At 38.9% G+C, this 20,193-nt stretch carries 19 protein-coding genes; 12 read left to right on the forward strand and 7 right to left on the reverse strand.

The genetic code is table 11. The features are described from left to right. Positions 1-182: 182 nt before the first annotated feature. From DRF67_RS12805 to DRF67_RS12820, 4 genes are all read left to right on the forward strand, one after another. The gene (locus DRF67_RS12805) at positions 183-947 is read left to right on the forward strand and encodes a DUF6759 domain-containing protein (protein ID WP_115928681.1); all 765 of its coding nucleotides are present in this window, start codon (positions 183-185) and stop codon (positions 945-947) included. 101 nt (positions 948-1,048) lie between these two features. Further along, positions 1,049-1,726, forward strand: a complete 678-nt coding sequence (trmB, locus tag DRF67_RS12810; protein WP_115928682.1) for a tRNA (guanosine(46)-N7)-methyltransferase TrmB — start codon at positions 1,049-1,051, stop codon at positions 1,724-1,726. Positions 1,727-1,742: 16 nt separating this feature from the next. Further along, positions 1,743-2,435: a DUF6759 domain-containing protein gene (locus DRF67_RS12815; RefSeq protein ID WP_228435806.1), complete on the forward strand. Its 693-nt coding sequence runs from the start codon at positions 1,743-1,745 to the stop codon at positions 2,433-2,435. Positions 2,436-2,441: 6 nt separating this feature from the next. Next, positions 2,442-2,876 (forward strand): DUF6759 domain-containing protein, encoded by a 435-nt coding sequence (locus tag DRF67_RS12820; protein WP_115928683.1) that lies wholly within the window; start codon positions 2,442-2,444, stop codon positions 2,874-2,876. A 224-nt stretch (positions 2,877-3,100) separates the two neighbouring features. Here DRF67_RS12820 and rpsB read toward each other — a convergent pair whose 3' ends face one another. The 3 genes from rpsB to rplM all read right to left on the reverse strand — a co-directional run bounded on the left by rpsB (position 3,101) and on the right by rplM (position 4,898). After that, positions 3,101-3,862, reverse strand: coding sequence for a 30S ribosomal protein S2 (gene rpsB / locus DRF67_RS12825; RefSeq protein ID WP_115928684.1), 762 nt, complete (start codon positions 3,860-3,862; stop codon positions 3,101-3,103). A 187-nt stretch (positions 3,863-4,049) separates the two neighbouring features. Beyond that, complete coding sequence (rpsI, locus tag DRF67_RS12830) at positions 4,050-4,436, reverse strand: 30S ribosomal protein S9 (RefSeq protein WP_047373582.1); 387 nt, start codon at positions 4,434-4,436, stop codon at positions 4,050-4,052. 6 nt (positions 4,437-4,442) lie between these two features. Further along, on the reverse strand, positions 4,443-4,898 hold the full coding sequence (rplM, locus tag DRF67_RS12835) for a 50S ribosomal protein L13 (RefSeq protein ID WP_027375420.1): 456 nt from the start codon (positions 4,896-4,898) through the stop codon (positions 4,443-4,445). A 318-nt stretch (positions 4,899-5,216) separates the two neighbouring features. On the opposite strand from rplM, the gene DRF67_RS12840 reads away from it, so the two are divergent. Beyond that, complete coding sequence (locus tag DRF67_RS12840; protein ID WP_317048008.1) at positions 5,217-6,347, forward strand: DUF3667 domain-containing protein; 1,131 nt, start codon at positions 5,217-5,219, stop codon at positions 6,345-6,347. 38 nt (positions 6,348-6,385) lie between these two features. On the opposite strand, the gene DRF67_RS12845 is transcribed toward DRF67_RS12840, so the two are convergent. Then, the gene (locus DRF67_RS12845) at positions 6,386-6,817 is read right to left on the reverse strand and encodes a hypothetical protein (protein WP_317048009.1); all 432 of its coding nucleotides are present in this window, start codon (positions 6,815-6,817) and stop codon (positions 6,386-6,388) included. A gap of 140 nt (positions 6,818-6,957) precedes the next feature. Here DRF67_RS12845 and DRF67_RS12850 point away from each other — a divergent pair, with 140 nt between their 5' ends. The 3 genes from DRF67_RS12850 to DRF67_RS12860 all read left to right on the forward strand — a co-directional run bounded on the left by DRF67_RS12850 (position 6,958) and on the right by DRF67_RS12860 (position 11,652). Further along, positions 6,958-10,305, forward strand: a complete 3,348-nt coding sequence (locus tag DRF67_RS12850; RefSeq protein ID WP_115928686.1) for a methylmalonyl-CoA mutase family protein — start codon at positions 6,958-6,960, stop codon at positions 10,303-10,305. A gap of 74 nt (positions 10,306-10,379) precedes the next feature. Further along, positions 10,380-10,805 (forward strand): hypothetical protein, encoded by a 426-nt coding sequence (locus tag DRF67_RS12855; RefSeq protein WP_115928687.1) that lies wholly within the window; start codon positions 10,380-10,382, stop codon positions 10,803-10,805. Continuing rightward, positions 10,759-11,652, forward strand: a complete 894-nt coding sequence (locus DRF67_RS12860) for a hypothetical protein (RefSeq protein WP_115928688.1) — start codon at positions 10,759-10,761, stop codon at positions 11,650-11,652. The genes DRF67_RS12855 and DRF67_RS12860 overlap by 47 nt, the downstream gene beginning before the upstream one ends. A gap of 92 nt (positions 11,653-11,744) precedes the next feature. Here the strand turns inward: DRF67_RS12860 and DRF67_RS12865 are convergent, their stop codons facing one another. Further along, complete coding sequence (locus tag DRF67_RS12865) at positions 11,745-14,477, reverse strand: M16 family metallopeptidase (protein WP_115928689.1); 2,733 nt, start codon at positions 14,475-14,477, stop codon at positions 11,745-11,747. A gap of 122 nt (positions 14,478-14,599) precedes the next feature. On the opposite strand from DRF67_RS12865, the gene DRF67_RS12870 reads away from it, so the two are divergent. The 3 genes from DRF67_RS12870 to DRF67_RS12880 all read left to right on the forward strand — a co-directional run bounded on the left by DRF67_RS12870 (position 14,600) and on the right by DRF67_RS12880 (position 17,175). After that, on the forward strand, positions 14,600-15,313 hold the full coding sequence (locus tag DRF67_RS12870) for a Dph6-related ATP pyrophosphatase (RefSeq protein ID WP_115928690.1): 714 nt from the start codon (positions 14,600-14,602) through the stop codon (positions 15,311-15,313). A 152-nt stretch (positions 15,314-15,465) separates the two neighbouring features. After that, positions 15,466-16,572: a serine hydrolase domain-containing protein gene (locus DRF67_RS12875; RefSeq protein WP_115928691.1), complete on the forward strand. Its 1,107-nt coding sequence runs from the start codon at positions 15,466-15,468 to the stop codon at positions 16,570-16,572. 75 nt (positions 16,573-16,647) lie between these two features. Next, the gene (locus DRF67_RS12880) at positions 16,648-17,175 is read left to right on the forward strand and encodes a 2'-5' RNA ligase family protein (RefSeq protein ID WP_115928692.1); all 528 of its coding nucleotides are present in this window, start codon (positions 16,648-16,650) and stop codon (positions 17,173-17,175) included. A 30-nt stretch (positions 17,176-17,205) separates the two neighbouring features. Here DRF67_RS12880 and DRF67_RS12885 read toward each other — a convergent pair whose 3' ends face one another. Both DRF67_RS12885 and DRF67_RS12890 read right to left on the reverse strand, forming a co-directional pair. Further along, on the reverse strand, positions 17,206-18,567 hold the full coding sequence (locus tag DRF67_RS12885) for a T9SS type A sorting domain-containing protein (RefSeq protein ID WP_115928693.1): 1,362 nt from the start codon (positions 18,565-18,567) through the stop codon (positions 17,206-17,208). Positions 18,568-18,569: 2 nt separating this feature from the next. Beyond that, complete coding sequence (locus tag DRF67_RS12890) at positions 18,570-19,061, reverse strand: hypothetical protein (protein ID WP_123912742.1); 492 nt, start codon at positions 19,059-19,061, stop codon at positions 18,570-18,572. Positions 19,062-19,164: 103 nt separating this feature from the next. Between DRF67_RS12890 and ruvC the strand changes: the two genes are divergently transcribed. Then, positions 19,165-19,719 carry a crossover junction endodeoxyribonuclease RuvC gene (ruvC, locus tag DRF67_RS12895; protein ID WP_115928695.1) on the forward strand — a complete coding sequence of 185 codons (555 nt, stop codon included), beginning with the start codon at positions 19,165-19,167 and terminating at the stop codon, positions 19,717-19,719. Positions 19,720-20,193 lie beyond the last annotated feature (474 nt).

The raw sequence follows: 20,193 nt of genomic DNA on the forward strand, positions 1-20,193 counted from the left end.
TATAGAATACTCAAATTTTAAAACATATATGCTTCAAATGTTTAAAAATATGCCTACATTTATATCACAATAAAGTGTTAAATAAAAATAAAACTCAAACCAGTCCGTTATCTTATTAAACAAAACTAATAGACCAAATACAAATTAAGAGAAGTACCAAATCTTTAATTTAATATTTATTAATGAAAAAAATACTTTTACTTCTTGGCTCGGTCCTTTTTTTCAGTCTGTCTGCCCAAAAGAAAGGCAAAGACTACAGTGATGTTATAAAAAGTAAGAATATTTACGAAATCAATGCCTTTCTAAGAGATGCACATCCAGATGATCCCAGAAGATCAGTTCTGAAACCCAGGGTAATGGAACTGATGACAGAATACATTAAAAATGCCCATCCCGCGGATCAGAAAGTAAAAGACATGCAGGAAATGCTGGCTTTACTGAGAAGAAGACCTTCCACAAAGATAAGTTTTGATGAAATGAATGCCATCATCAAACAGAAACAGATTGCAAAATACAAAGCAGAACTGGCAGCGAAACAATCTACCACGGTATATACTCCGAGTACTGCCCAGAATACTTTTGTTGTCAATACAGCTTCCAATGCTGCGATTCCGAATGCTGAAGCTGAAGAATTCAATATGCTAATGGCAGTTTCTCCCATTGAGCATCAGAACAGAACGGTGAAGATCCTTAATTCTCTATTTGACAATGATCCTAACGCCAAAGAATGTATCGTGATGATCCAGAACAAATCGGATTGTAATATCATTATGCGAATGGAAGGAGTCGGCACTATTAAATACAGACTGGCGATACCCGCACAGGGCGAAAACTCAATCGTGATTGAGAAAGGCCAGTACCTTTTCAGCAGTATGGTATGCGGAGCCCAGTATGCTTCCCAAAAAACGATTCAGAGACCTATTATGGTAGCACTGGGCAGTAAGTAACGACCTCCATTAAACTGATTATCTATCTGTCTTTTACCCCTGAAAGACAGCGATGCTATTTAAAAATTCACTATTTTTGCAGTCGTTTTATAAATGACTCAATGGGCAAGAATAAATTATCAAGATTCGCAGAAAACAAAATATTACCAAATGTAATCCAACCTACAAGAGAAGAGGCCCTTAATGGTTTTGATCTTAAAGGTAAATGGAGAGAAAACTTCTTTAAAAATGACCATCCTATCGTTTTGGAGCTGGGATGTGGAAAAGGGGAATATTCTGTAGGACTCGCCAAAACGTTTCCGGAAAAAAACTTTATCGGAATTGATATTAAGGGGGCTAGATTTTGGTTTGGAGCCAAAGAAGCTGTAGAAAATAATATGAATAATGTGGCTTTTTTAAGATCACAGATCGAACTTGTTGACCATTTCTTTGGTGAAAATGAAGTAGATGAAATATGGATCACATTCCCAGATCCACAGATCAAATACAGAAGGACCAAGCACAGACTTACACACCCGGATTTTTTAAACCGATATAAAAAGTTTCTGAAGCCTGGAGGAATTATCCACCTGAAAACAGACTCGGAATTTCTTCATGGATATACCCTTGGATATCTGCAGGGGGCCGGCTATGAAATCATCAGCGCTCACCACGACATCTACGGAGCACCGGAATATGATCCCAATACCGAGCATCTTAGAGATATCAAAACATATTATGAAGAGTTGTTCTCAGCCAAAGGAAAAACAATCACTTACATTAAATTCCGAATAACCTGATGAAATAATTTGATTGATGAAAAAAAATTTTTTACCGGTTTTATTCTTCATACTTCTGCTTCCAGCCTTTACTTCCGCACAGAAAAAAGGCAGTACAGACATCCTCAAAAGCACAAAGATCAACGAAATTGAAGAATACCTCAAAAAGGCCCACCCAGACGACCCTAAAAGGAGTGTCCTGAAGCCAAAGCTTATTGCTTTGAAAAATGCTGAATGGACAAAAGGAGCCCGTAATGCCAAGCCCATGGAAGCAAGGCCCGTGATCTCCGATATTCCTAAAAGCATCATGAGAAATCCCTATTCGGATGATGCTGAGGACTTTAAAAAGCTCATTGCAGAAAACTCTGCCGAACATAAGGAAAAAACAGTAAAACTCCTGAACGCCATGTTCAGTGAAGATATTACCCGTAAGGAAGCTATCCTTTTATTCAAAAATAATTCGGACTGCAATATTTTACTTCGGATTGAAGGAAAAGATTACTATAACCTTGCCGTCCCTGCACACGGAGAAAACTTTATTGTGGTCAATAAGGGCCAGTATACCCTCAACAGTAATATTTGTGACCTGAAATACTTCTCCCAGAAAGACATTAAAAAAAGTATATTTGTAACGGTTGATAATCCGGGACAGATTGAAAAGGGGCAAAAGCCTGATCAGATCCATGCAGCTCCTGAAAAGCAATCGAAAAAAATAAAGAAAAAAAAGTAAAATTGGATGAAAAAGCTATTGGTTTTTAGCGGGATTTCACTGATCCTTGCCAGTTGTAATGTGAATTACGGCGGCTATCCGACAAGAAGTCCCTACCCTGCCAATAATTCCGGCAGCGCTGCTAATACTGAAAGAGAATATAATGAACTGATAAAAACCTATAAGCCGGAAACCGCTGAGGTTCTGAATGACCTGCTGAATGATGATGATCCGGGCAATCTGAGAACATCCATCTCTATAGAAAACCGGTCGTCATGCAATATGGTGCTTACGGTGAGTGGAAACAGCTTCTTTAGAAAGATACCCATCGCTGCAGGTAAGATAGGGTACACAATGGTTCCTAAAAACCAAAATTACAGGCTGTCTGGCATGGTTTGTAACGCACCGTACCAATCCACCAAGTTTATCACAGGTTCCTATTCAATAAAACTAACCAGATAAAGTAAAGCTACAGAATACTGTGGCTTTTTTATTACAATACTTTTACTTTGAAGCATAGTATATAAAGGCAGGACCGAAATCAGCCCCCTACAATGGGTATTGACTCCTAAAATTCTGCAGCTGCATGGACCGGTCTTTGTTTCTCTGACTGAATAAACCAACAAGCCAAAAAAAAACGCTGAATCGAAATTCAGCGTTTTTTCTATATTAAAGAAAATCTTTAATTATTCTCCATCGAAATCAGCATCTGTATCAGCAGATACTTTTTCTCCTTCTTCTTTAGATTTTTCTTTATCAGCTTTTCTTTGAGACTGACCTTCTTTGATAGATTCAGAAACTACGCTAAGGATCATATCAATAGACTTAGAAGCATCATCGTTTCCTGGGATAACGAAGTCTACTTTTCTAGGGTCAGAGTTTGTATCAACGATACCGAAAACTGGAATACCTAGTTTCTTAGCTTCAGTTACCGCGATGTGCTCTCTTAAGATATCAACTACAAATACAGCAGATGGAAGTCTAACCATATCAGCGATAGAACCTAAGTTCTTCTCCAAGTTAGCTCTTTGTCTGTCAACCTGTAATCTTTCTTTTTTAGATAAAGTTTCGAACGTACCGTCTTTTTTCATTTTGTCGATAGAGTTCATCTTCTTTACTGCCTTTCTGATTGTAACGAAGTTCGTTAACATACCTCCTGGCCATCTTTCTGTAATATAAGGCATATTAAGTTCAGCAGCGTGCTTTGCAACTACTTCTTTCGCTTGCTTCTTAGTCGCTACGAAAAGAACTTTTTTACCTGCAGAAGTTAATTTTTCTAAAGCGCTGCACGCTTCATCCAATTTAACTGCTGTTTTATGTAAGTCTACAATGTGAATACCGTTTTTCTCCATAAAAATGTATGGAGCCATATTTGGATTCCACTTTCTGGTCATGTGACCGAAGTGTACACCAGCCTCTAAAAGGTCTTTTACATTTGCTTTTGCCATGTTTTCTGTTTTTGTTAGTTTACTTTCCGTCTTTTAAACAATCAACAACTTCTTTAGATGGGAGAAGCGTTTGGATGCTAAACGTAACGGGCAATTTTTTGTTTAGATAATAGAGCCAAGAACCAAGAGCCGAGATTAAAGACTGAAAAAATCTTGAATCTTGTGTCTGATATCTTGAATCTTGAAATTAACGTTTTGAGAATTGGAATCTCTTTCTTGCTTTTTTCTGACCTGGCTTCTTTCTTTCCACCATTCTTGCGTCTCTTGTAAGTAAACCAGCTGGCTTCAATGCTAATCTGAACTCAGCGTTGATCTCGCATAAAGCTCTAGAAATACCTAATCTGATAGCTTCTGCCTGACCTGTATTACCACCACCGAATACGTTTACGGTAACGTCATACTGGCCAACAGTTTCAGAAAGGATAAACGGTTGGTTTAATTTGTAAACCATCACGTCTGTAGAGAAATATTCTTTAGCATCTTTACCGTTTACTGTAATGTTTCCAGAACCTGGTCTTACATAAACTCTTGCTACAGAAGTTTTTCTTCTTCCGATTTTGTGAACTATAGACATAATTAATTATTTAAATTCGTTAACATTAATTGTTTTAGGCTGTTGAGCTTCATGTTTGTGCTCAGTTCCCTCATAAAGATAAAGGTTCTTAAGGATAGCAGCTCCTAATCTGTTTTTAGGTAACATCCCTTTTACAGACTTCTCTAATACCTTTAAAGAATCTTTCTTTTGAAGTTCAGCCGCAGTCATAGACTTCTGTCCACCAGGATATCCTGTATGCCAGATGTAAGTCTTATCAGCCCACTTGTTTCCGGAAAGTGTTATTTTCCCAGCATTCAAAACGATCACGTTATCACCACAATCTACGTGAGGTGTAAAGTTCGTTTTGTGCTTACCTCTCAAAATCTTTGCAACCGTAGAAGCTAGTCTTCCTAACGGCTGTCCTTCAGCGTCTACCACAACCCATTCTTTATTCGCAGTAGCTTTGTTCGCTGAAACAGTTTTGTAACTTAATGTATTCACACGTTTTAGTTAAAGATTAAACATAATTTACCCCTAAAAGGGTGTGCAAAGGTACAAATTATTTTTGTAACGCAAAAACATATTTTATTTAATCTCCTGCATCGCTTTTCCGTTACGGTTTTTTAAGAGACATTAACAGTATTTATGCTTTGGCATAAATCTTGTAAAATGTTGCAGTGAAAAAAAATTTCGGACGATTCTAGAAACACAAATGGTAAAGCAAAGAGTTTGGTCCCTCAACTCTTTTCTTTACTCATTTCCGTACGATTTCTGCAATAGTTTACCGGTATCATTATTTATTTCCCAAAATAATTATCTTTGCGTATAAAACTATCTACATTCATGAGCCACGGAAAGATCAGAGAAGACAAAACCTGCCTGAACTGCGGGCATCAGGTCGAAGAAAGATTCTGCCCCCATTGCGGACAGGAAAATATCGAAAGCCGACATCCTTTTTATTACCTTTTTACCCATTTTATAGAAGACTTCACCCATTATGACGGGCAGTTCTGGGGGACATTCAAAAATTTGATGTTCAAACCCGGAGCTCTTACAACCACTTATCTTGAAGGTAAGAGACAGAAATTTGTACCTCCTGTTAAGCTCTATATCTTCGTCAGTTTTATCACTTTTTTTGTTTTTGCCATTTTTCCTTTGATGCATTTTAACTTTAACAGCAAAAACGACAGTGAAGGCTCTGGCAAAATCACTATTTTCGACAGAATGAAGACTCTTGACAGCAAGAAAATCATCGATAGCATAAAGGCAAAACGCGTGCAGACCCAAGAAGATTCTGCAGCGGTTAAGAGCCTGAGCGTCCTACCCGATTCTGCCAAAATAGATGATCTGGAACAGGCTTTTGAAATGGATAAAAAAATAGATCATGATGTTCAGTATGGTGGATATAAAACAAGAAAGTCTTATGATTCGGCATTGGCCAAAAACCCTTCTGCTCTCGATTTTATACAAAAGCCTTTAGCACATAAATTTTTTGAACTTAAAGAAAGAGGAGTGACCAAAGCTGAAATTGCCAAGAGCCTTACCGAAACATCTTTTCATAATCTGCCAAAAGCTCTTTTCATCTACCTTCCACTATTTGCCTTCTTTTTATGGATTTTCCACAGCAAGAAAAAGTGGTGGTATTTTGATCACGGAGTCTTCACCCTCCATTATTTCTCGTTCCTCCTGCTGAATATTCTGTTTGTATTTCTGCTGGTAAAACTGGCAAGCCTTACCAACATCTGGTTTATTAATACCATTTTATATTTGGTACTGTCTGCTCTTCTGATCTATATTATGGGGTATTTCTTCATTGCACACCGCCGCGTGTATCATACACACGGGTTGATAAGCTTTATCATCGGAGGAATATTGTTTACCCTTAACTTCTTTACATTTATGATATTAGTCGTCGGTCTTGCCCTGGTAAGCTTCCTGATGATTCATTAAATAAAAAAACAGGCAGTCTTTCCGGACTGCCTGTTTTTTTATTTTCTTAATGATTTGCTTGCTCTGAAACTTGCTATTAAATAATACGCTACAAAGACTGTTGAAAACTTAAGGATCGACGGAATGGCCAGTTCCAGGCTGAAAATTAAAGTTCCAGCCAGTACCAGAATTCCCATGGCCGCAAAAGACAGTCCGAATTTCTGAGGCAGCGTAAAGTTCGGAGTATCCAGATAATAGGCAATTCCCCAGGCAGCACCAAAGGCTACGGCGTAAAAGATATCCAGCCCGGTATTCTGCGAACTTAAAAAGAAATAATTGATCAGGAAACTTACAACGGTTCCCAGTGCGAAGTACATCAAAGCTTTTTGCATGTCTGTATAATATGGTGCAAAAGTAGAAATTTTAATTTGAGAATTGAAAATGCAGCGGTTTGAAAATGAAATTCCTCCAGGGACGTACAACTTCAACATTCGGGGGTTTTACCCCAAAACCGGGGAGATATAATTAAATAGAGACATCTAAATAAATGAAAACCAATACTATAAATTCAAACACAAGGTTCTTTTTTTATTATTATATTTGAAAACTTAGAAACTTTCTAGAAATTTTTATGGAAACCCAAAAATATACTCCAACCAATAAGGTAAGAATCGTAACCGCGGCCTCATTATTTGACGGCCATGATGCAGCGATTAATATTATGCGTCGTGTCATTCAGGGAACCGGATGTGAAGTGATTCACCTGGGACATGATAAGTCTGCAGAGGAAGTTGTGAATACAGCTATCCAGGAAGATGCCAATGCTATTGCATTAACCTCCTACCAGGGAGGCCACAATGAATATTTTAAATATATCTATGACCTGCTGAGAGAGAAAAACTCCCCCCAGATTAAAATTTTTGGCGGCGGCGGCGGTGTGATCCTGCCTGAAGAGATCAAAGAACTGATGTCTTATGGAATCGACAGGATTTATTCTCCGGATGACGGACGCGAGCTTGGTCTTCAGGGAATGATCGACGACCTTGTGCAAAGATCAGATTTTGCAACGGGAAAAGATGTTACCGCAAAGGAACTTGATGACATCAGCTTTGAAAACCCTACGAGCATTGCTCAAATCATTTCCGCTGTGGAAAACTTTTCAGAAGAAAAACCTGAACTGGTAAAAGCAATCGATGAAAAATCCAAAGACCTGACTATTCCGATTATTGGGATCACAGGTACCGGTGGAGCCGGAAAGTCTTCCTTAACGGATGAGCTCGTAAGACGTTTTTTACGTTCCAATACAGATAAAAAGATTGCTATCATCTCGATAGACCCTTCTAAAAAGAAAACAGGAGGAGCACTGCTTGGGGACAGAATCCGTATGAATGCCATCAATGACCCGAGAGTGTATATGCGTTCTATGGCCACCAGAGAGAACAACGTCTCTGTTTCTCCATTCATCCATTCTGCCCTGAATGTACTAAAGCTGGCTCACCCGGATGTAATTATTCTTGAAACTTCAGGGATCGGACAATCCGGCTCGGAAGTTTCTGATTTTGCGGATGTATCTATGTATGTAATGACTCCTGAATATGGGGCGTCTACTCAGCTGGAAAAAATCGACATGTTGGACTATGCTGATCTGGTAGCCTTAAACAAATCTGACAAACGGGGTGCCCTGGATGCTTTGCAGGCGGTAAGAAAACAATTCCAGAGAAACCACCTTTTATGGGAAAGTCCGCTGGAAGATATGCCAGTTTATGCAACCAAAGCATCACAGTTCAACGACCATGGAACAACAGAGCTTTACAACAGACTGGTTTCAAAGGTCAATGATAAATTTTCAGCATTAAATCTTAACACTTTTGTTGAGCAGGAAATCACAGATGAAGTGACGATTATTCCACCGAAGAGAGTCCGCTATCTTTCCGAAATTGTTGAAAACAACAGACAGTATGACGCCAATGTTGAAAAGCAGGCTGAGCTGGCCAGAACCATGTATCATATTGAAGGAGTAAAGAATATTATTTCCAATGAAGCTTTGGATACAGAATATCAGAAAGCGGAAAAGGATCTTCAACAGGAAAACATTGATTTCCTGAAAACCTGGGATGACACGAAAAAAGCTTTCCATGCAGAGTTTTATTCGTATTTCGTAAGAGGAAAAGAGATCAAAGTGGAAACCTCAACGGAGTCTTTATCTCATCTGAGAATTCCAAAAATTGCCCTTCCTAAATACAACGACTGGGGAGATCTTATCAAATGGAAAGGCCAGGAAAATCTTCCGGGAAGCTTCCCCTATACGGCAGGTATTTATCCTTTTAAAAGAACCGGTGAAGATCCTACGAGGATGTTTGCAGGAGAAGGTGGTCCTGAAAGAACGAACAGAAGATTCCATTACGTTTCTGCAGAAATGCCGGCAAAGCGTTTGTCTACAGCATTCGACTCTGTTACGTTATACGGACAGGATCCAGCTTTACCACCGGATATCTATGGAAAGATTGGAAATGCAGGAGTGTCTATTGCCACATTGGATGATGCGAAAAAGCTCTACTCGGGATTTGATCTTGTGAATGCTTTGACATCTGTTTCCATGACGATCAACGGACCAGCCCCTATGCTGCTGGCATTCTTTATGAATGCTGCCATTGATCAGAATGTTGAAAAATACATCAAAGAAAATGGATTAGAGGCTAAAGTAGAGGCTAAGCTAAAAGAAAAATTTGATGATAAAGGATTGGAAAGACCAAAGTATAACGGTGACCTTCCACCATCCAATAACGGTTTGGGGCTACAGCTGTTGGGACTTACGGGAGATGAAGTAATCCCTGCGGAAGCATATGCTGAAATCAAAGCCAAGACCATTGCTACCGTTCGTGGTACCGTTCAGGCAGACATTCTAAAAGAAGATCAGGCACAGAATACCTGTATCTTTTCCACAGAATTTGCCCTAAGATTAATGGGTGACGTTCAGGAATATTTCATCAGGGAGAAAGTAAGAAACTTCTACTCTGTTTCCATTTCAGGATATCATATTGCTGAAGCAGGAGCAAACCCTGTGTCGCAGTTAGCATTTACACTGGCTAATGGTTTCACCTATGTGGAATATTACTTAAGCCGTGGAATGGACATCAATGATTTTGCACCGAACTTATCTTTCTTTTTCTCTAACGGTATTGATCCTGAATATTCGGTGATCGGACGTGTGGCAAGAAGAATCTGGGCCAAAGCAATGAAACTGAAATACGGCGCTGACGAAAGAAGCCAGATGCTGAAATACCACATCCAGACTTCCGGACGCTCTCTTCACGCCCAGGAAATTGATTTCAATGATATCAGAACGACTCTACAGGCCTTGTATGCGATCTATGACAACTGTAATTCCCTACACACAAACGCGTATGATGAAGCGATTACAACTCCTACTGAACAATCGGTAAGAAGAGCAATGGCTATTCAGCTGATCATCAATAAGGAATTAGGGCTGGCTAAAAATGAAAATCCACTTCAGGGATCATTCATCATCGAAGAATTAACGGATCTTGTAGAGGAAGCAGTGTATGCGGAATTCGACAGGATAACGGAAAGAGGTGGTGTGCTTGGAGCTATGGAAACCATGTACCAGCGTTCCAAGATTCAGGAAGAATCCATGCATTATGAATGGCTGAAGCATACGGGAGAATACCCGATCATCGGTGTGAATACCTTCCTGGGGAAAGATGGTTCACCAACGGTTTTACCAGGAGAAGTTATCCGTTCTACGGAAGAGGAAAAGCAGGCACAGATTGAGTCGCTTCATAACTTCCAGACTGCCAACGACAGCAGATCTGAAGAAGCTCTGAGTCTACTGCAGCACGCAGCTATCAATCAGCAGAATCTATTTGAAGTGATGATGGATGCTGTGAAATACTGTTCTCTCGGACAAATTACCAACGCTTTGTTTGAAGTGGGTGGTAAATACAGAAGAAATATGTAAACAGACAACTGAAATAGAAACCTCATAAGCCAATCTTATGAGGTTTTTTTATGATCTAATCATTATAAACCAACATGAAAATTTTATTCATCGTCCTGTTCAGTATTATGGTTGGCTGGGCAAATGGACAAAGCAGAAAAGAATGCAAAAGTTCTGCAAAAGCAAAATATGAGGACAGCCTAAAAGCTCACTGGAAATCGTATACATTTGAACCCATAACTAAAGAAGAGGCCCTTAAACCGGTTTTCAGCTATGTACAAATTGAGTATATAGATCATCCTGCGCGTTCTAAAGATATTATAGCCTCTCTGGAAATCTCTATTGCCAAGACAGTAGCCCTTATGAAAATTGATCCCAAAGACTTTGAAAAGGAATTCAAGGTCAGAGATTCGCTAAGTAGGATTGAAGCAGCAAAGATGATTGGCAATATCTCCAAACCTTCTGTAATTAAAAGTGGAAAAAAATGGCAAGCAATGGGCTATTCTTTATCAGGATTTTAAATATGATGAAATGCTTGCATTTGGTTCCGGATATTGGATTTCTCTTTCTGAAGATGAAGGAAAGACCTGGAAAAAATATTATACCGGATTGTCCGGAGGCAAAAATTATTACTTCAAACAAAACTCACAAAAACCTTTTTGGCGGGATGAAAATCACCTTCAGATTGAAGCTGACATTGTAAGAATGACTGAGCCCAGTATACATCCTCTGTCACCAGATTATGAGGTGGTAAAAGACAATGCTCTCGTTATTCTGGACCTCAGTGAAATTATAAAGGATTCTGATGAAGACGGGCTTACTGATATAGAGGAACGCAACCTTTTCCTGAATCCTCTTTCTAAGGATACAGATGGGGATGGAATTCCGGATTCAGAAGATCTCAATCCCAGGTTTGCCAGCTCTTCCAATGACTTTACAAGACTCTATGAAGGCATCATCTTTGGTGAAAACACAGAATCAGCCGGTCTTTCTCCTTATGAAGACTTTGTCATTCATCTAGAACAACCAAAAAAAGTAACCGAAAGTGATAAAAATAAAGAAGAATTTTCTAATGAATTGGGCCTTCCGAATACCATCAAACTTATTGTTACCAACGATACCAATCTGCAAAGGATCAATCCCAAACATTACAAAATCATTATTTTGACACCCAAGGAATTTGAAGAATACCGAAAACAGTATCATTCGGTACTGGAGCAACTGAGCTATTCACCCTTATTTCAATGTGATAAAAATCCAAATGTGTACATCATGAGTTCCAGCGCGTCTTTTTCAGGAGCCAGCTATAAAATAGAGAGAACAAAAGCCGGATGGAAAGTGACAACCCTCTCCAGCTGGATTTCTTAACCCGATCGGTAAGATCAATTTTTAAGCATTCTTTCCATAACAAAACCCATAGAAAATAATCTATGGGTTTCGCTTAGGGTTAATTATAAAATTTATTTTTTATTAAAATCGCCGGCAAAAACTGAAATCAGCTTATCCGCAGAGATGTATTTCTTAAGAGCGGCATTAACTTCAGAAAGTTTCAGATTCTGAACTTTTGCATTCTGCTCATCAAAACTTTCCAATGGAATATCAAAAATAAGTTTGTTATTGACCAGGTTGATCAGCATATTATCCGTTCCTAAATTTGTTTTTCTACCGTTGGCGTAGCTTTTCTTATTCGAATCCAATTCTTCCTGCGTAAAACCTGAAGCCAGAGCTTTAGCTATTTCATCTTTCATAGCGGCTTCCACTGCTGCTCTTTTTGTTGGATTCAAGAAGGCATAATAATTCCATGAAGCCACCTCATTAGAAACCGGCACGTTAAGATAAGAACCTACTCCATAGCTGATTCCTTCTTTTTCACGAAGTCTCATCGGTAATCGCGCAGAAAGGAAACCGCCGCTCCCTAGAATCTCATTCGCCAACACCAATGCCGGATAATCAGGATGATCCTGTTTCATTTTAAAACTTAATGTTCCCAATGCTACGGCATTTTCTTTATCGGGAGTGAGGATATTTTTATCTTCTTTTTTGGTTTCAAAGAATGTTGGTTTTACTTCTGCAAATTTTGATTTTGAATTCAGCTTACCAAAAGTCTTTTCCAGCTCTGCAGTTGCAGACTTGGCGTCAAGATTCCCGATCACTGTTCCTGCGCCATCTGAAGCTCCTATCATATTTTGGTAGAACTCTGTCACCTGGGCTTTCGTTACCTTTTTATTGTCATCAATCTGCTCCTGTAATGACGGCACATAGAAAATACTGCTCTTCGGATAAGGAGATGCCAGTCTCTGGAGTTCATTGCTTGCAATAGCATTTGGATCTTTTAGCTGTCCTTCCAGCCAGGTATTGGTTTCTGTAACCGTCTTAGCCAGCTCATTTTCCGGGAATGCGGCATTGGCAAGCATGTCCTGCAAAATCGCCATCACTTTTGGATAATGTTGCTTATAGGTATTGATATTGATGATCAGATTCTGCCCGTAAAGATTGGTATCGATAGACGACTTCATCTGGTCCAGTTCATCCTGTATCTGTTCTTTGGTTTTATTCTTTGTTCCCGATTTCAATAAGGCAGCTGTTACCTTACCAATTGCATTTTTACCCTGCAGATCTTTTTCATTTCCTAATCTTAAACGGAACGTTCCCTGTACTTTATCGCCCTTAAGCTCTTTATTGATTAGTCCGTATTTCATTCCATTGGACAGTTTTCCTTCGGTAAGGTTTTTCTTCAGATTGGCAATAGATGCTTCAAACGGTGCGGGTTCTTTTTCTAATGCTCTTCCTTTATATCCTTTTACCATATCTGCAATCTGATTATCCCTGAATTCTGTAGGAAAAACTCTTTCTTCGTTGGCAGAAGGTCTGAAAACTCCAATGGTACGGTTGTTATTCTTAAAATACTTCTGGGCAACTCTGGTGATGTCCTCCAGTTTCAGGTTTTCTACATTATCCCGGTACAGGAATGCGAGTTTATAATTTCCGGCACCTATGATCTCTGTAAAACCAATCGCATAGTTGATCGTATTATTTTTTGCATCATCAATATCCTTCATCAATTTAGCCTTAGCCCTTTTAAGATCGTCTTCTGTATATTTTGTACCGGCTACTTTATCGAGCTCTGCCTTAACCAGGGTCGTGGTTTCTCCAAGGTCTTTATCTTTAGGGACATCAAAATTGAAATAGACCATTCCCGGATCTCTCACTACCGGGCTGAAGTTCCAGATTCCTGATACCTTCTGTTTTTCTACCAGATTTTTATACAAATATCCGGATGGATCCGAAGTGAGAATTTCATAAAGAGCTGCCAGCGCTGCATAATCTTTATCTGCGTATGCGGAGGTGTGATAACCTGCTGCAATAATCTGCTGATCGTTATTTCGTTTAATTTCAAAATACTTTTCTCCATTCTGTGCCGGCTCTACCGTATAGGTTCCGCCTAACTCACGGGTTGGCTTAGGAAGTATGGAGAAATAATCAGAGATATATTTCAGAGCATTATTTTCATCAAACTTTCCGGCAACAATAAGGGTTGCATTATCCGGCTGATAGTATTTTTCATAGAACTTTCTCAGGGTGGGCGCTTTTACACGTTCAATATCTTCCTTGCTGCCAATGGTACTGTTACCGTAATTATGCCATGTATATGCTGTAGAAAATACATTTTGCATCATTACCCTTGTGGGATTGTTTTCTCCGATTTCAAATTCGTTTCTAACAACAGAAAACTCCTTATCCAGATCACTTTGCAAAATGGTAGCATTAATCATTCTGTCCGCTTCCATCTGTAAAGACCATTTTAAATTTTCATCACTGGAAGGGAAAACTTCATAGTAGTTCGTTCTGTCGTACCAGGTAGTACCGTTTGCTCTTCCCCCTTTATCAGAAAGTTGTTTTTTGATATCTCCAAGATTTTTGGTACTTTTGAACAACATGTGTTCCAATAGATGCGCCATACCCTTTTCACCGTAGCCTTCATCTTTAGAACCTACGTTATAAACGATATTTACTACCATATTACTTTGAGATGGATCAGGAATCAATAGTACTTTCATCCCGTTATTTAAAGAGTACTCTTTTACTCCTTCCGTATTGCTCACAAATTTTGGAGCCTCAGTTTTTTGTGAAAATGCAGGATTTGTGATTCCTGTGAAAAATAGGACCGCCGTCCCCAATAATAGACTTTTCATGTGTTTTGTTTAGTTTGTTAAATATAAGTGATTTTTTTTTATCTCTCTATAAGACAACATCATTCACAGAATTGTTACAATTTACCTCACATCTATTAAAATTTGAACAAAGTTTAGTGTATATGAAACCAAAAGCCCTATTCAACTGGAGCAGTGGAAAAGACTCTGCCCTGGCTCTTTATAAAATAATGCAGGACAATCAGTATGAGATTACGACCCTTCTTACAAGTATTAATGAAGAGTTCCAACGGATTTCCATGCATGGAGTTCATGTTTCCCTTTTAGAGAAACAGGCAGAAAGTATTGGTATTCCGCTGCTTAAGATGGAATTGCCCAAAGATCCTTCTATGGCTGAATATCAGGAAATCATGAGTACCACTATGGCTGAAGTTCAGGCCGGGGGCATTACACATTCTGTGTTTGGAGATATCTTTCTTGAAGACCTCCGTCAGTACAGGGAAGATCAGTTGAATGCCATTGGGATGACCGCTGTATTTCCTCTTTGGAAACAAGATACTTCGGACCTTATCCATGAGTTTCTGGATCTTGGTTTTAAAACCATTGTAACATGTGTCAATGGTTCTTATCTGGATAAAAGTTTTGCCGGGAGAATCATTGATCAGAAATTTCTTGACGATCTTCCGGAAAATGTTGATCCCTGTGGAGAAAACGGAGAGTTTCACACCTTTACATTTGAGGGACCGATCTTCAAGGCTCCTATTGCATTTAAGGTGGGTGAGACCGTGAAAAAAACATACCCCAAGCCTAAAAGCTCCTCAAAAGATCAGGAAGAAAATTATGTTTTCTGGTTCTCGGATCTGATTTGTGATCAATAATACAGTTCAAAAGTCTTAAATATGGATTAAAAATCAATGATCAGGATATTAAACATGCATCGAGCCGATTGTAGCACGCATTTTGCTTCCCTTATCGCTCTTGAAAATTTTCAGTATCTTTAAGAGTATAATTCAATTTAAATAAAACACCTGTGATCAAAAATTTAGCATTCTTCCTATGGATATTTCTATTAGTTTCCTGTAAAACTGAACCTTCCCAACCTCCAGTTGATAAAAAGGCCGTTATAGATTCTACGGTTACCGCTTTTCAAAAAACACTTCTGGAACAGCAGATTGATTCGGTTTTTAAAAAATATAAATTCAACGGAAGTATTGCCGTCTACAAGGATTCCTTGCCTCTGTACAGAAAAGAAAGCGGATATTCTGATTTTAAAAAGAAAACAAAAATTGACAGCAGTACTATTTTTGCGATTGGCTCGGTAAGCAAGCAGTTCACAGCTGTTTTGGTTTTGCTCCAGATGGAGCAGGGCAAGCTGAATGTTACCGATAAGGTTTCCAAATACCTCAAAGAATTCCAGATCAGAGAATACGAAAACATAACGATTCACCAGCTTCTGAATCATACGTCCGGATTGAATATGATGGGCGGAAAGCTGATGTTCAAAAGCGGTTCAGATTTCTTTTATTCCAATGACGGATTTAATGCCTTAGGGAAAATTGTGGAAGCAGTTACCGGAAAATCGTATGATGCCAACGTAGCTGAACTCTTCAAAAAAGCAGGAATGACCCATTCATATACGGGAGATACATTTACCGGCTCTCATTTCGCCAGTGCTTATCTCGGTAATCCTGCCACATTTCAGGAGGTCCCTAATATGCCTAAAAGATTGGGTGGAAAAGAGATTGGAACTCCTGCAGGAGGAGTCCTTTCTACGGTTCAGGATCTTCACACCTGGAACAATGCGCTTTACGGGGGTAAAATTCTAAAGCCGGAAACGCTTCAGCAGTTTATGGCCAAAAGCGCGGAAAGACATCATGCCATTCTTGGAAAGATGGGATATGCTTATGGGATTATGCTGAATATTGGGAAACCGATGTCCTACTTTCACAGTGGATATGTGAAAGGTTCTCCTTCGCTGAATATTTATTATCCGGAAACAAAAACGTCCGTTATTATTCTTTCCAATATAGCAGATGAGGAAAAAGGCAAGGCCTATATCTTCAGGCCGCATATTGAGGTGAAGAAGATTACGGACCATCTGGAAAACACTCTGGAAGCACTTAGATCAAAACATTAGCTTCCCAAAGTGCATATTATGTACCTTTCGTTATTCTTATGAGTGAATTGTGATTAAAAAATTTTAATTTGCCGTATGAAAAAGCTGTACTTCATTGCGATCTATCCTCCCCAGGACATCATTAAGGAGATCCAGGCTTTTAAAAGGGATATGGCTGTTTCTTATGACAATTCCAAGGCACTAAAAAATGATGCCCACATCACGCTTTTCCCTCCGTTTTCACGAGAAGCCGAGCTTGAAGAAGATATTTTTGTGGCTTTTCATAAAATCAATACTCAGATGCTCCCTTTCGAAATCCACTTGAACGGTTTCGGAAGTTTTCCCAATCCTAAAAATCCAGTCATCTTTGTAAGGCCCGAAAGCAATCCCGGCTTATCAGATCTCCATCACCGGGTCAGACAGCATTTTAATTTTATCAGCTATTCCTTTACCCCCCACGTCACGGTAGGATATAGAAACCTCTCCTGGGACAATTACCTCAGGGCCTGGGAAAAATATAAGGAGAAAAACTACAAAACTAGCTTTTTAGTTGACAAGATTTCACTTCTCCGCCATGATGGAAGATGGGTTCCCATTGCAGAAAAGAAACTGTCTGTACATTAAAAAATCGGCCATGTTAGCCGATTTTAAAATTTAGTCTTTTATAATTTTCTGCGAAATAATAGGTTGATCATCCTCCACCACATTCAGCACGTAAGATCCTGAAGAGGCATTTTGAATATCTACCCATAATGTCGATGAGTCTTTTAATTCAAATTTTGCAGGAATCAGCCTGCCTGAAGCATCATAGATTTCAACTTTTACATTTTTTGAAAAATCCTGTTTCGCCCTAATATAAAACAGGCCGTTCGTAGGATTGGGATAGATACTGAATCCTTTTTCTCTTGCTGTAACTTTAGAAACCTTTAGTCCCGATTTATTAAGCGTCCAGGTGATGTTGGTAAAGTGAAGGGTACTGTGATTATTTACTTTTAAAAGCGGGCTGTTATCGGTTACTGAAAAAAGTAAGGTATTATTTCCATTGTTAAGCTGAGAAGGTGTGATTGTTATGGTATTCCCCGTTGCGCTGAGGATAGCTCCATTCAACTTCCATGAATTGACTAGTGTATTGGGATTAGGAAGAATTTCATTCACCGTAAAAGTAATATTTGAATTAGCATTTAAAGTGGCATTATTAGCAGGAGTATAAGAGTCTACGGGAGAAACTAGGGAGTGAATCCGTTCCACAATAGCTTCTTTACAAACAGAACAAAACTGTTGGTTAAGATATCTCATCTCACAGCTCTGATGGGGCCTGAACCAGCTTGGGCTTTCGGTATAAGGATACACTCCTACACTGTTTACGCCAACCCAGTTTTTCCATTTTACAGTGGCAGCATTAGAGTTTTGTGTTTTGTTCGGAGATTCCAGGGACCCTGCAAACCAATACTCATCGGCCAGTTTTCCAAAAGAATGTCCTAGCTCATGCACTACAATTTCACTGGAAGAACTATTAAGCGAGGCGAAGGCATAAGTGCCCCCACAGCCTCCATATTCAGTAGAGTTTCCCAACACATAGGTAATGTCATAATCCGGAACATTGGCAGCCAATACCTGCCCTACCTTGTTCGTTGTATTGCTGTAAATGCATCTGTGAACTCCAAAATCAAAACTGGATCCAAGATAGTTATTAGGATTCGATACTGGGATAACCGGCTCTGTAACATCTGTAGCAGTTCCTGGATGCTTAACACCGGATTGGGTGGAAATGACTTTAACTGCGTAGGCATTAAAATAATTTTTATATTCTTTGTAAGGGCTTTTCGTAAAAAGGTAATTAACGGTTGACTGTGCTGATGAAACAAAAGAAGATTGCTGAGCACTGGTAAAGCCATCTCCCAAAACAGCGATGATGATCCGTTTATCATTTGCCCCGCTTTGTAAAAGAGAAACTTTTTCAAATACCTGGGCAAAACAGCTGCTTCCAATGAGGAGGGATAATAAAACTTTTTTCATGATTATAGTTTTTGAGTGAGTAATAATTGAACGCCATCGTCTGCTGCTTTTTCAACTTTTACAGATTGGATGTTTTCCGTATAGCCAAACCTTACACTGAATTCAGCATCGGGAAGTTTAGCTTTGTGTCTGGAAATATCCTCTTTTTCATACACTTCCAGTTCAGGATTTAAAGGATCTTTAACAAGCTGCCTGGAAACTTCTTTTCCCCCTGCTTCCTGGACCGTAATAATAAAATCTCCTTTTTGGACCTCATCTCTGTCAAAAGAAGGAACCACTTTCAATCTTCCCTCCATAATTTTGCTGTCCTGAAGCACAATTTTTTCACTCCCAGACTGGTCTTTAGCGGCTTTAAAAAATAAATACATAATCCGGTCTCCTTTTTGTACGGTCTTTTCTGATACCTTGTTTCTCTTTTGAGTTAATTCACTCTCTTTCTGAAAACTAGAAAGCAGAAACATGGGAACAATTATTACATTAAGTAAATTTTTCATGATCATTTTTTATTAAAATTAAGAAAGATTTAAACACAAATCACTATTCATTGAATTTTTTTTCAGCATTAAAAAAGATTTAGAAAAACCTATCTTTGCAGCAATGATTTCAGAGAAAATAATTTTAGGTATTGATCCCGGCACCACCATCATGGGATTCGGCATTATTTCCGTTAAGAAAGGTAAAATGGAAATGGTATCGATTCATGAACTTATATTAAAAAAGTATCCTAACCACGAAACAAAGCTCAAGTATATTTTTGAAAGAACCTTATCTCTCATAGACGAGTTCCATCCTGATGAGGTCGCTCTTGAAGCACCTTTCTTTGGCAAGAACGTACAAAGTATGCTGAAACTGGGGCGCGCCCAGGGTGTAGCCATGGCCGCCAGCCTATACAGAAACATTCCCATCACAGAATACTCTCCAAAAAAAATTAAAATGGCCATTACCGGCAATGGTAATGCCAGCAAAGAACAGGTAGCAGGAATGCTGCAGAATCTTCTGAATCTAAAGGAATTCCCAACAAAATATTTAGATGCCTCCGACGGTCTTGCCGTCGCCGTATGCCACCACTTTAACTCAGGCACAATTGCCAATGAGAAATCATACACCGGCTGGGAAAGTTTTCTGAAACAGAATCCGGACCGGCTGAAATAAAGTTGAATTTACTGACTTAAGGCTGTAGCGAGGTTTTGATCCAAACCTTTATATTTTTTAGAAATTTGACTAATAGTGAAGTTTACCCCGTCTCCTGCAATTCTTTTCCGTTGTACTTATAGTTAAACTATCTAATCTAACAAAGAAGAGCTGCCGTTGGCAGCTCGTCAAGCTATTATTAAGGTTCTGAACTCTTACAATTTTCAAAAAATTCACTTATTTGTTCTTTATTCTCAACAAATTTACCATTTTTAAAATATGCATATCACCATATACGACTGATTGATTCTTTATTTCAAATTTATCTATACGATAATCTGATGGCTTTAATAATTTATCTAAAATTTTCTTTCCGTAATGGTAACCTTCCCTGTTTTTGAAGACTTACCCTTTTTCAAACAGTTTATAAATATAAAATATTCTCTAATTGATCAAAAACTCTTTAGCATATAGCCATGGACTAAGTCCATTTAA

The organism is Chryseobacterium pennipullorum (genome assembly GCF_003384725.1).
Lineage (GTDB): Bacteria > Bacteroidota > Bacteroidia > Flavobacteriales > Weeksellaceae > Chryseobacterium > Chryseobacterium pennipullorum.